The organism is Rhodococcus shunpengi (genome assembly GCF_048381395.1).
Classification (GTDB): domain Bacteria; phylum Actinomycetota; class Actinomycetes; order Mycobacteriales; family Mycobacteriaceae; genus Rhodococcus.
Window position 1 is genome coordinate 63,033 of record NZ_JBLWIU010000011.1, and the last position, 12,175, is coordinate 75,207.

At 69.2% G+C, this 12,175-nt stretch carries 11 protein-coding genes; 3 read left to right on the forward strand and 8 right to left on the reverse strand.

Annotated features, from left to right (window positions below; genetic code table 11):
- Positions 1-58: 58 nt before the first annotated feature.
- The 6 genes from ACNJ7K_RS04545 to ACNJ7K_RS04570 all read right to left on the reverse strand — a co-directional run bounded on the left by ACNJ7K_RS04545 (position 59) and on the right by ACNJ7K_RS04570 (position 6,650).
- Entirely contained in the window at positions 59-1,645 is a 1,587-nt protein-coding gene (locus ACNJ7K_RS04545) for an AMP-binding protein (RefSeq protein WP_120280072.1), read from the reverse strand.
- A 247-nt stretch (positions 1,646-1,892) separates the two neighbouring features.
- A complete protein-coding gene (locus tag ACNJ7K_RS04550; protein ID WP_006552360.1) occupies positions 1,893-2,222 on the reverse strand; it encodes a transglycosylase family protein in 330 nt (109 codons plus the stop codon).
- Between the two features lie 444 nt (positions 2,223-2,666).
- Entirely contained in the window at positions 2,667-3,221 is a 555-nt protein-coding gene (locus ACNJ7K_RS04555; RefSeq protein ID WP_006552361.1) for a type III secretion system chaperone family protein, read from the reverse strand.
- The gene (gene mshA / locus ACNJ7K_RS04560) at positions 3,218-4,552 is read right to left on the reverse strand and encodes a D-inositol-3-phosphate glycosyltransferase (protein WP_060650672.1); all 1,335 of its coding nucleotides are present in this window, start codon (positions 4,550-4,552) and stop codon (positions 3,218-3,220) included. Before mshA ends, ACNJ7K_RS04555 begins: the two co-directional genes overlap by 4 nt.
- Positions 4,549-5,451: an alpha/beta fold hydrolase gene (locus ACNJ7K_RS04565; RefSeq protein ID WP_230791048.1), complete on the reverse strand. Its 903-nt coding sequence runs from the start codon at positions 5,449-5,451 to the stop codon at positions 4,549-4,551. The genes mshA and ACNJ7K_RS04565 overlap by 4 nt, the downstream gene beginning before the upstream one ends.
- A 5-nt stretch (positions 5,452-5,456) precedes the next feature.
- Positions 5,457-6,650 carry an MFS transporter gene (locus tag ACNJ7K_RS04570; protein ID WP_487041277.1) on the reverse strand — a complete coding sequence of 398 codons (1,194 nt, stop codon included), beginning with the start codon at positions 6,648-6,650 and terminating at the stop codon, positions 5,457-5,459.
- 185 nt (positions 6,651-6,835) lie between these two features.
- Here ACNJ7K_RS04570 and ACNJ7K_RS04575 point away from each other — a divergent pair, with 185 nt between their 5' ends.
- A complete protein-coding gene (locus ACNJ7K_RS04575; RefSeq protein WP_487041278.1) occupies positions 6,836-7,930 on the forward strand; it encodes a tocopherol cyclase family protein in 1,095 nt (364 codons plus the stop codon).
- Between the two features lie 15 nt (positions 7,931-7,945).
- On the opposite strand, the gene ACNJ7K_RS04580 is transcribed toward ACNJ7K_RS04575, so the two are convergent.
- Both ACNJ7K_RS04580 and ACNJ7K_RS04585 read right to left on the reverse strand, forming a co-directional pair.
- Positions 7,946-9,271 carry an ROK family transcriptional regulator gene (locus ACNJ7K_RS04580; RefSeq protein WP_487041279.1) on the reverse strand — a complete coding sequence of 442 codons (1,326 nt, stop codon included), beginning with the start codon at positions 9,269-9,271 and terminating at the stop codon, positions 7,946-7,948.
- Positions 9,272-9,552: 281 nt separating this feature from the next.
- On the reverse strand, positions 9,553-10,230 hold the full coding sequence (locus tag ACNJ7K_RS04585) for a TetR/AcrR family transcriptional regulator (protein WP_120280076.1): 678 nt from the start codon (positions 10,228-10,230) through the stop codon (positions 9,553-9,555).
- An 82-nt stretch (positions 10,231-10,312) separates the two neighbouring features.
- Between ACNJ7K_RS04585 and ACNJ7K_RS04590 the strand changes: the two genes are divergently transcribed.
- The gene (locus tag ACNJ7K_RS04590) at positions 10,313-11,062 is read left to right on the forward strand and encodes an SDR family NAD(P)-dependent oxidoreductase (RefSeq protein ID WP_120280077.1); all 750 of its coding nucleotides are present in this window, start codon (positions 10,313-10,315) and stop codon (positions 11,060-11,062) included.
- Positions 11,063-11,125: 63 nt separating this feature from the next.
- Complete coding sequence (locus tag ACNJ7K_RS04595) at positions 11,126-12,160, forward strand: DUF2804 domain-containing protein (RefSeq protein WP_120280078.1); 1,035 nt, start codon at positions 11,126-11,128, stop codon at positions 12,158-12,160.
- Positions 12,161-12,175: the final 15 nt, after the last annotated feature.

Below are 12,175 nucleotides of genomic sequence, written 5' to 3' on the forward strand. Positions count from 1 at the left end.
GTACGGCGAAGGGCGCGGCTCCGATGCGACGGCACCGGAACCACGACCTCCGCGAGTCTCAGGCGTTCAGGGCACGCAGATCCTTCCGAAGGATCTTGCCCGCAGAGGATTTCGGCACCGTGTCGATGAACTCGACCTGGCGGACCTTCTTGTGCGGCGCGACCCGCGCGGCCACGAACTCGATGACCTCGTCCTCGTCGATCGTCGAATCCGGCTGCCGGACGACGAAGGCCTTCGGGACCTCCTCGCCCTCGTCGTCACGGACGCCGATCACCGCGGCGTCGGCGATCTGCGGGTGCGTGAGCAGCAGAGCCTCGAGCTCGGCCGGCGGCACCTGGTAACCCTTGTACTTGATGAGTTCCTTGAGCCTGTCGACGATCCGGACGGCACCCTTCCCGTCGACCGTGGCGATGTCGCCGGTGTGGAGGAAGCCGTCCTCGTCGAGGGTGTCGGCCGTGGCCTCGGGATTGCCGAGATAACCGACCATGACGTTCGGCCCCTTGCACCACAGTTCGCCGGGCGCCGAAACACCGTCGCCGGTGGGATATTCGACTTCCTCGCCGGTCGCGGGATCGACGATCTTGCATTCCATGTTCGCGATCGTCGGACCCACCGAATCGAGTTCGGTCTCGTTGTCCTCGAAGGGAATTGCATGCGACACGGGCGACATCTCCGACATGCCGTAGCCCTGCCGGACGTTGCAGCCCAAGCGCTTCGCGACCGATCCGGCGAGTTCCTTGTCGAGCGGTGCGGCACCGGAGAAGACCGTGTGCACGCTCGACAGGTCGTACTGGTCGACGAGGGGGTGCTTGGCGAGCGCGACCGCGACCGGCGGCGCGATGAACACGTACGTGCACTTGTGTTCCGAGATGTAGGTGAGGAAGTCGACGAGGTCGAACTTCGGCATCGTCACCAGCGACGCGCGGTTGTACAGCGCGGCGTTCAGCAGCACCGTCATGCCGTAGATGTGGAAGAACGGCAGCAGTGCGAGCACGCGGTCGTCGGCGGCGATACCCATCCGCGGGGTGATCTGACAGACGTTCGCGACGAGGTTGCGGTGCGTGAGCATCACGCCCTTGGGCCGGCCGGTCGTGCCCGAGGAGTACGGCAGTACCGCAAGGTGGGTGGCCGGATCGAACTCGACGGCGGGAGCCGGTGAACCCTCGGTGAGTACGTCGCGCAGGGACGGATGGCCCTCGGCGCCGTCGAGCACGAAGAGCAGCTCATCGGGGATCCCGGCGGCCTCGGCGGCCTCCTTCGCCTGCGGCAGGAACGGGGACACCGTGAACAGTGCGACGGCCCCCGAGTCGTCGAGCTGCTTCGAGATCTCCCCGGCCGTGTAGAGGGCGTTGATCGTGGTCGCGGTGGCGCCGGACCTGAGGATGCCGTGGAAGACCGAGGCGAAGGCCGGCACGTTGGGTGCGAGCAGCCCGACGACCTTCCCCACACCGATGCCCCGGGCGGCCAGCGCTCCGGCGACGGCGTCGATGTGGGCCACGAGCGTGCGGTAGTCCGTCACGGTGCCGGACGCGCCGTCGATCAGCGCGGGTCGATCGAGCTCGGACTCGTCGAGCGAACCGAACAGGAAGTCGTAGACACTCGATGCCGGGATGTCGACGTCGGGAAAGGGACTGCGGAAACTCATTACTCATCCTCCGAGCACTCTGCCGGCACGCCGTGCCGACTTTCGGTCGAGTTCACACTACCGCAGCGGCTGTGAAGCCCATCACACCCGCTGTGTGAGGATTGCGAGGATACCGTTCCCGGCGCGATTCGCCTGCCGGAGAGCACGAACCCCGCGTGCGACGGATCGCACGCGGGGTTCGGAAGCTGCTGGAGCTGCACTCACGATGTCGTGTGAGCTGCGCTCGCTACGCCCGAGGGCGCTGCGGTCAGAGGTACTGACCGCAGACCGGCCATGCACCGACGCCCTGTCCGGCGAGGACGTTCTCGGCGACGCGGATCTGCTCCTCGCGGGAGGCGTTGTTCGCGGTTCCCGAGCCACCGTAGGCCTCCCAGGTGCTCTGCGAGAACTGCAGACCGCCGTAGTAGCCGTTACCGGTGTTGATCGCCCAGTTTCCACCGCTCTCGCACTGCGCGACGGCATCCCAGTTACCGGATGCGGCGTTGGCGGTACCGGCACCCAGAGCGAACGGGGTCGCAACGAGTGCAGTGGAGGCAGCGAGGGTGCCCAGGGCGCGCTTGATCGTGAACTTTGCCATGTGGATGAATCCTTTCCGGCTGCTTGCGAGGCCCCCGACGCAATGGGTCCGCCACATGTGGGCTGGACGGTCGGTGCCGGCAACACGGTGCGGTGCTGGCGCACGCCCGGTCGCTCTCTCGCTCCACCCCTCGGCAGGTTGTGGATCCGACAATCCCGCGGGGGTGGAACGAGCGGCTGCGGGGCCGGTGTGTAACGCCCGTCGGTATCGGGCCTACATCGACGGTAAGGGTTCATCACGGCGAGGTCACGGGTCGATTTTCCGGTACGCCTGTGCGAGAAACCGGACCGGCGATCGACAAAACCCCAGGTCGCGTCGCGGGAACGCACCGTTTCCCGGACGTTTCCAGCGGATTTCGATTGTGGGGATGGTCACACCGTACGGCCGTGCAGACCTCTCCAACCGGACATGTTCACGGCGAGATAACGGTGTCCGGCAACGCCGTCACCCGTTCGCTTCGCGCCGATCCTCGGGTTCGTCGTCGTCCACATCGGGCTCGAACGGCGTGCCGGTCTCCTCCTCGATGAGGTGACGGAACGGCTCGAGATTGCGCAACGGTTCGCCGCGCGAGACCCGCCACTCCCATTCGCGCTTGATGGACGTGATGAACCCGATACCGAGGATGATGTTGAAGTCGTGGTCCGCCGCCTCGAGGACCTGCCCGAGGACCGCGTCGATCTCCTCGGGGGTCACCGCGTGCGCGGCGATGCGGCCCACCAGATAGATGTCGCCGACCTTGTCGAGCGTGTACGCCACGCCGTAGAGGCGACGGTTGCGGCGCAACAGGTAGCGGTATACCGATTCGAAGTTCTCGTCCGGCTTGCGGCACACGAACGCCTCGACCCGCACACCGTGCTGTCCGACGCTGAGCAGGGTGGTCGTCTTCAGCTTCTTCTCGCCCGGGAGCTCGACGACGAAGTGCCCGCCCTCCTTGACGGAGAACTCGAGCTCGCGATCGCGCAGCGTCGATTCGATCAGTTCGATGAGCCGGTCGCTCATGCCGTGACTCCCCTCGTCCGTCGCAACTTCCACACTCCACGCTGCCGTCGCAGCGAGTGCTCGCCGGTACCGAAGGCGCGGTTGCGACGCATCCCGGCCCGTCGGTAACTGTCGAGCAGTCCTTCCGCGGTGTGTTCCCACGAGAAGGACTCCGCATGCACGGGCGCGGTCGCCGCGAATCGGGCGAGACGATCCGAATCGCCGACGAGCGACCGCAACGCCGTCGCCCAGTCGTCGATGCGGTGCCCGTCGACGAGCACGCCGGTCTCCCCGTCGCGCACGGCGACGCCGAGACCACCGACGTTCGCGGCCAGCACGGGCGTGCCGCAGGCCTGCGCCTCGATCGCGACGAGACCGAACGACTCCGAATAGCTCGGCACCGCAACGAGATCCGCAGCCCGGTAGACCTGGACGAGACGGTCCGGCGGCTGCGGCGGGAGGAAGGTGACCCGCGATGCGATACCCAGTGCGGACGCGAGTTCGATGAGCGCGTCGGGGCGCTCGAGACCCGTTCCCGAGGGACCTCCCACCACGAGCACCCGCAGCGGCATACCGGGGTCGTCGGCGAGTGCCCGCGCAGCGGCCTCGAGCAGTACGTCGGGGGCCTTGAGCGGCTGGATACGGCCCACGAACGCCACGACGGTCTCGCGCGGATCGAGTCCGAGCTCGGCGCGGGCGGCCGCGCGGTCGCCGGGCCGGTAGCGGTTCAGGTCGGCGCCCGGTGCGACGACGTCGATCTTCGCGGGATCGGCACCGTAGATGCGTTCGAGCTGCCCCGCTTCGTCGGCGGTGTTGGCCACCAGGCGGTCGGACTCCGCGACGACCTGCTGTTCCCCGATCTGCCGCGCTGCGGGTTCGGGGGTGTCGCCCTCGGCGAGCGACGCGTTCTTCACCGCAGCGAGAGTGTGGGCGGTGTGCACGAGCGGCACACCCCAGCGGTCGCGGGCGAGCCAGCCGACCTGCCCCGACAACCAGTAGTGCGAGTGCACCAGGTCGTAGTAGCCCTGCGGGTGCCGTGCCTCCTCGCGCAGCACGCCGGCGGCGAAGGCACACAGCTGCGTCGGCAGGTCGTGTTTGTCGAGTCCTTCGAACGGACCGGCCTCGATGTTGCGGACGAGCACCCCGGGCGCGGCCTGCTGGACGGCCGGATCGGCCGACGAGGTCGCGCGGGTGAAGATCTCGACTTCGACGCCGCGACGCGCGAGCTCGACGGCGGTCTGCAGGACGTACACGTTCATACCGCCTGCGTCCCCGGTTCCGGGCTGCGCCAGCGGCGAGGTGTGGACCGAGATCACGGCCACGCGGTGCGGGCGGCTGGGCTGGGACGTCACCCCTCCATACTGCCCTGCTGCCGATCTTCGCGTGTCGCCGCCTCCGCCGTCGCGGCGCGAGCGAACTCTCCGACCTCCGACACGAACCGGTGGGGATCCTCGACGAACGGACCGTGGTCGACGCCCTCCCAGATCGAGGTCGTGGCGCGACGCAACAGCGACGCCGCGTGGTGCGCCGCGGAGACGTCGACGACCGAGTCGGCGTCGCCGTGCAGGAGGAGAACCGGCACGTCCAGGCCGGCGAGCAGGTCGTCGTTGCCGACCGCCCGGTCGAACAGCGCCGCACGGACGCGCGGCGGGGTGGACAGGCTCGCACCGAACAAGGCCTGCGACACCGCGCCCTTGCCTTCGAGGAGAGCGCTGCCCTCGACGACGGGACCGGTGAGGGCGTTCCCGAAGGAGCCGAGCGCGCGCACCGCTTCCTTCGGGTCCTCCGACATCGCGGCGGGGATCGCGGCACGCATCGAGGCACCGACGCGTCCGCCCTTCTCGCCACGGCCGATGCTCGTGATGGCACCCACGAGGACCAGGCCCGCGACGGCTCCCGCGCCGTGTTCGGCGAGATAGTCGCAGATCACCAGGCCGCCGTACGACCAGCCGAGCAGCACCGCCGGGTTCGTCTCGGAGACGTTCTCGGCGGCGAGCACCGCGGCGAGGTCGCCGGCCCACAGGCCGCGATCGGCGTATCCGGTCTCGGGAGCCTGCGAATAACCGTGTCCGCGCAGGTCGACGGCGACCACCCGGAACTCGCGGGCGAGCGCGTCGAGAACCCCGTCGCCCCAGCACCGCGACGACTGCGCCCACCCGTGGAGCAGCACCAGAACCGGTGCCGTCTCGGAGCCGAATGCGCGATAGACGAGGGAGGTGCCGTCGATACCGGCCACTTCACGAACTGCCATGCGCGTCACTCTAACCGTGCCCGCACATGGATCCCGCCGGCACAGGTGACCGCGAGGATGCCCGCGGCGACCGCCACGAGATATCCGGTGCCGGCGTCGGTCCGGTCGATGACCTGTCCCACCAGCGCCGAACCCCCGGCGACACCGACGCCGAGACCCGCAACCGTCCACGTGATGCTCTCGGTGAGCCGGTCGGGCGGCACGATCTGCTGCGTCAGCGATGTCGCCACGATCATGATGGGCGAGATCGCGCATCCGGCAACGAAGTACAGCACCGTGAGCATCGGCACCGAACCGGCGAGCAGCAACGGGCACAGCAGGACGGCGAGAGTGCCGGTGGCGGCGAACAACTGGCGGGTCGGAGCACTCGATCCCGCCCGGCTACCGAAGATCAGGCCGCTCATCGCCGAACCCGTCGCGAACAGTGCGAGCGCGAAGGTGGCCGATCCCGGAGAGTTCTGTTCGGCCGTGAACGCGACGGCCGCGACATCGATCACCCCGAAGACCACGCCCATCGCGACCATCACCACGACAATCGACAGGAGGACGGGCATGCGCAGGATGTTCGCCCGCGCACGGTCGTCGGTGTGCGGCTGCACGGGAGGCTCCGTGCTGCGCAGCGCCGCGAGGGCGAGGGTCCCGACGAGCAGCAGGACCGCGCCGAGCAGCGGACCGGCTTCGGGGAAGACCGCCACGCTCAGGCCCACCGACAGGACGGGGCCGACGATGAAGCACACCTCGTCGACCACCGCTTCGAGCGCGAAGGCGGTGCGCAGTCGTGGAGTGCCGCCGTAGAGCTGCGTCCACCGCGCCCGCACCATCGCGCCGATCGTGGGCATGAGTCCTGCCGGGATCCCGCAGACGAACAGCCATATCGTGGGCACCTCGAACCGGACGCCGGCGAGCATCGCGAGGGTGGCGACCGCACTGACGGCCGCGGCCGTGGGCAGGACCCGTCGCTGGCCGTACCGGTCGACCGCGCGGGAGACGATCGGGGTGAGCACGGCGTACGACAGCGCGAACACCGCGGACAGTGCGCCGCCGACCGCGTAGTTCCCCTCGAGCTGGGAGAACATCGTGACGATGCCGATCCCGACCATCGCGATCGGCAGGCGCGCCACGAATCCTGCCAGGCAGAACGCGGCTGCACCCGGCGCTGCGAACAACTCGCGGTACGAGCCGCCCTTCTCTCCTGTCACGTACTTCTCGCGTTCTCTTCGGTCCGATCCGGTCCGGTCAACGTTATGGCCGACCGACCACGCGAGGTGCAGGTACCTCCCGGCCTCCGGACGTCGCCGCCCGATTCCGCACGTTCCGTGACGGGAACGGCCATGCTGGGTACATCCGGGGAACGGACAGGACGGATCTACGGAACGGAGCGGGCATGGCGGTGCACGAACGACACGGGCGGCTCTCACCGAAGGAACTCTCACCGAGGAGTCTGTGGACCCGTTACCGCGCGTCGGGAGCGGATCTACCCTTCGGGAATCCGCTCGCCGCGCACGGCGTCGCGATGGAGGGTTACTTCTGGCGCTTCACCCAGCCCGGAACCGGCCGCGTCGTCATCGCCCTGTGCGGGGTCAACCGTGCGGACGACTCGGGAGGGCCCGGCTCGCACTGGGCGACCCTCGGCCTGGCCGCCCATCCCGGAGGTTTCCTGCGCACCGCCGCGCATCCGGTGGCCGCTGCCGATCCCGATCGGCTCGGCGCGTCGGCCGGCGACGTCTTCTGCGGCGACAGCGAACGCGTGTGGATGGATCTCGGCGACGACGCCCGTCTCGACATCCGGTTGTCGGATCTGCGGTCCTGGCCGCGACGCCGCTTCGGCGCGTCGAGTGTGTTCCATTCCGTCCCCGGCCTCAACCAGTACTGGCATTCCTGGCTGCTCGGCGGCCGGGTGGAAGGGCACGCGATTCTCGGCGACGAGAAGTGGGATCTGACCGGAGCCCAGGTCTACGGCGAGAAGAACTGGGGCAAGGGCGGTTTCCCCGAGTCGTGGTGGTGGGGTCAGGCACAGGGATTCGCCGACCCGCAGGCGTGTGTGGCGTTCGCCGGCGGGCAGGTGCATTCGGGTCCACTGCGCACGGAGGTCACGGCGGTCGTCGTCGCACTACCGGACGGGCGCATCGTGCGGCTGGGCAATCCCGTCACATCCCCGGTCCGGGCGACGGTCACCGACGAGAGCTGGCACCTGTGCGGTCGCAATGCCCGTTGGAGCGTGGAGATCTCGGGAAGCTCACCCCTCGGAGCGGCGCACGTCCTGCCGGTCCCCCTACCCGCGGAACGACGGAACGTCGCCGGTTCGATCGAGCATCTCGGCGGTCGCATGACCGTGACGGTCCACGAACGCGGGAAACTGGTGTGGGCCGACGAATCACACTCGGCCGCACTCGAACACGGCGGGCTGGACCGGGCCCGGGCGGAACTCGACCGGCGGGGCGCCGCTGCGGATGCGACGGACGCCCCACCGAGCGTGTGAATCCGACGGGATCGTTCAGAGTTCGGTGCGCTTCATCGCCGCGATCGGATCCGAGAACAACGAGCTGAGCGAGACGACACCCGCAGCGTGGGCCTGCACCCGGTTGCCGAAGCCGGTGATGCGGATGTCCTTGCGCGGCAGGGTGGTCGACGCGGCGAACGCGCGGGCGACGTGCGGAACCGCGGCCGGGTACTCGGTGAAGGCCTGTCCGCCGAGAATCACGCGGTCGGGATTGAACAGGTCGCGCAGCATCCCGACGGTGCGGCCGAGCACGGTGGCCCGCTCGACGAGCAGACCGTGAGCGGCCTCGGAACCGTCCCGCGCGAGGCGGTAGAGCGACTGAATGGTGTCGTCGCCGTCGGCGAGGATGCCCTCGGCCACCACGCGCTGCACGACCGCCCGATCGCTCACCGTCGCTTCGAGGCAACCCGTGCCACCGCACGAGCACCGGGCCGACGAACCGGTGGGGAAATGCGTCACCGAACCCGGACCGCCGGCAGGGGTGTGCACCTTGCCGTCGAAAGTGATTGCCACACCGGCCGTCTCCCGAACGTAGAAGTACAGGCCGGTGCCCTTGGCCTCGGGGGCGTCGCGATCGGGGGTGAGGAGCAGCTCGGAGGCGGCCATCGCCTCGACGTGCGCGGCCACCGAGACCGGAAGCCCCATACCGCCACCGACGATCGCGCCGACACGGGCGTCGACCCAGCCGAGTCGCGGGTGCGTCACGACGGCGGTGTTCGAGTCCACCCGCCCGCCGAGTGCGACGCCGACCCACAACGGGGTGCGGCGGTGCCACCGTCCGGCGAAGGCCTTGGCGCTCGCGGTGATCGACGCGAGCGCGGCGTCCTGGTCGCCGGTGGGCGTGGGGACCTCGACGGCGCCGATGATGCGACCGCGCAGGTCACTGGCGACGATACCGGTGGTGACCGCACCGATGTGGATGCCGACCGTCAGGTACCGCTCGTGGTCGACCTCGACGGGAACACGCGGCCGGCCGACGGCGCCGGGTTCGGTCAGGTCGGCGCGCTCACGCAGCAGACCTGCCGAGAGCAGGGCCGATACCTGGCGATTGACGGTGGCGATGCTCGTCCCGGTGACCTTCGCGATCACGTCGCGCGAGACGGGGCCGCGATTGGCGGCGACACGGAAGACCGACGCCCCGGTGCCGTCGGCGATACGCAGGTCCGGCGGAACGATCCTGACCGGGCTCGACACACGGGAGGTGCGGGGACGGACGACCGTCGCACGCGTGGATCCACGGACGGCGGAACCGGTGGCGCGACGAGGCGCGGACGACCGCGAGGGAAGGGAAACGGACGGCGAGAGAGTGGGAACCGACACGGCGCTGATCCTTGGCTGCTGATCCGGACGTGATGACCGGAGAACGGGCGGGAGACGATCGACGCACCGAGACCCGACGTGGAGAACACGATCGGAGACGGACCCGCACGACGAGGGCGGGATCGGTGCGGAGTTACTTTCCGCAGCAGCGACAACAGAGTTCGCGCGCCAGAGGCAGCCGTGATCCCAGCGCGGCGGTCACATAGGTGACCCGCGGTGCGGAGGTGTGGCCGACTGACATGTCGATCAAACTATCGCCCGAACCGCGTCGTGTCCAATCCTCACCGATCCGGTGGGAAACCTTCCTGCACGTCCCCGCGTGCGTGCGCGGTCTCCGCCGACACCGGGGCGAGCAGCAACGCCTCCCACGCGTCGACGAGCGCGGCGAGTTCTGCCGTGGTGGGTGATTCGCCTGCACGGTGACACCGCGCCAGCGCACCGACGGTGCCGGAGTAGACCAGCCGCAGACGCTGCCCCGCGATGTCGTCGGGCAACGGCCCGAGGAGGGTCCGTAGCGCGGTGTCGGACCGGCGGCCGCTCTCGGTTCCCGTCGGTCCGGTGACGCGGAAGCACTCGGCGAATCGGTCGTGGTTCGACAGCCGGTCGAGGAAGGCGACGTAGTGGTTGTTGCGGCCGAGCGTGCCGGCCAGTGGGCGGATGATCACCCACAGCAGGTCGCGTACCGAGAGGGTCTCCCGCGTCCGCAGCATCTCGGCGAGGAGCGCTTCCCGTTGGGAGTTCAGGGCGGGCAACCGGTGGGAGAAGACCGCCTCGAGCAGCCCCTCCTTGGTGCCGAAGTAATAACCGACCACCGACGAGTTGTGCTGTCCGGCGGCCTTGCGGATGTCGGCGAGGGTGACCCCGTCGTATCCACGGCGGGCGAAGAGCCGCTCGGCGGCTTCGACGAGCCGGATCCGGGTCTGTTCGCCCGAACTGTATCGACCGCGGATGGTGGTCATACGCCGCAGGGTAGCCGCACGGAGAGGACTTCGCAGGCCGGGACGTGCGGCGGCATCCGGTGCCCGACACTACGATTGCCCCATGAGCATCTCTCCCGATTCCCGCGTCGCCGTCGTCACCGGAGCTTCCTCCGGAATCGGCGAGGCGACCGCCCGCACGCTTGCCGCACAGGGCTTCCACGTCGTGGTGGGCGCACGCCGACTCGACCGCCTGCAGAAGCTCGCCGACGAGATCGGCGGTACCGCGCTCGAGCTCGACGTCACCGACGAGGATTCGGTCGAGGCCTTCACCACGGTGCTGCCGCGGGTCGACGTGCTGGTCAACAATGCCGGTGGCGCCAAGGGCCTCGCGCCCGTGGCCGAGGCCGTCGAGGACGACTGGCGCTGGATGTGGGAGACCAACGTCATCGGCACCATGCGCATCACCAAGGCGCTCATCCCCAAGCTCATCGCCTCGGGCGACGGCCTGATCGTCACCATCACCTCGGTCGCGGCCTTCGAGGCCTACGACAACGGCGCCGGTTACACCTCGGCCAAGCACGCGCAGGCCGTGCTGCACCGCACGCTGCGCGGCGAACTGCTCGGCCGGCCGGTCCGTCTCACCGAGATCGCGCCGGGCGCGGTCGAGACCGAGTTCTCGCTGGTGCGCTTCGAGGGCGACAAGGATCGGGCCGACAAGGTGTACGAGGGCATCACCCCGCTGGTCGCCCAGGACATCGCCGACATCATCGGCTTCGTCGCGTCGCGTCCGTCGCATGTCAACCTCGACCAGATCATCGTCAAGCCGCGCGATCAGGCCAATGCCGGCCGGTTCCACCGCGTCACCGACTGACCGACCGCGGTGGTGGGCGCGGCGAGGCGGTCGCGCCCACCACCGTCGGTACTGTCACGGGATATGCGCCAACGACGCCTCGCGCCCGGACCGCTGCTCGACGACGACGGGAGGCTCGCCGAGGCCGGCTGGAGCACCTCCGAGGTCCGCACCTACGACCGGCAGCGGGTCGCAGCGTCACGGTTCCGCATCAAGGAGTGGGACTACTACTGCGTCCTGGCCGACAGCGTGGACGGACCGTTCGGGATCGCGCTGACCGTCGCCGACAACGGTTACGTCGGGCTCCTCGGAGTCAGCGTGCTCGACCTCGCGGGTCGCTCCGAGACCACCGAGAACGCCCTCGTCCCCTTCCCGCTCGGCCGGATGCGCCTGCCGCGCACCGCCGACGGCGGCGATGTCGTCGTCCACCACGGCGGACTCCGCATCGAGTACCACCACGAAGGAACGGCCCGGCGGCTGGTCGTCGACCATCCCCGTTTCGGCGGCGGGCGCGGACTGTCCGGAGAACTCGTGCTCACACAGCCGTCCGACGATCGGATGGTGATCGCGACACCCTTTCCCCGCGCACCGAAGGCCTTCTACTACAACCAGAAGATCAACTGCCTGCCCGCGCAGGGCACGGTCACCGTGGATGGGCGGGAGCTGGTCTTCGATCCCGCCACCGCCTTCGGGGTGTTCGACTGGGGTCGAGGGGTGTGGACCTACGACAACACCTGGTACTGGGGGTCGGCCTCGGGGATCCACGAGGGTGTGCGATTCGGGTTCAACATCGGCCACGGCTTCGGCGACACCACCGCGGCGAGCGAGAACATGCTCTTCCACGACGGTGTGGCGCACAAGCTCGACCGCGTGCACTTCCATCTGCCCCGCGGCACCTACGACGGGGCCCCGTGGCGGTTCACCAGCAACGACGAGCGGTTCGAGATGGAGTTCGAACCGATTCTCGACCGCGCGGCCGACGTGAACGCCCTGCTCGTGCGGTCCACGCAGCACCAGGTCTTCGGACGGTTCACCGGCAGCGTCGTGCTCGACGACGGCACCCGGCTCGAGATCGAGAACCTGCTCGGCTTCGCGGAGGAGGTCCGCAACCGCTGGTGACGGGCCGGGCCGTCC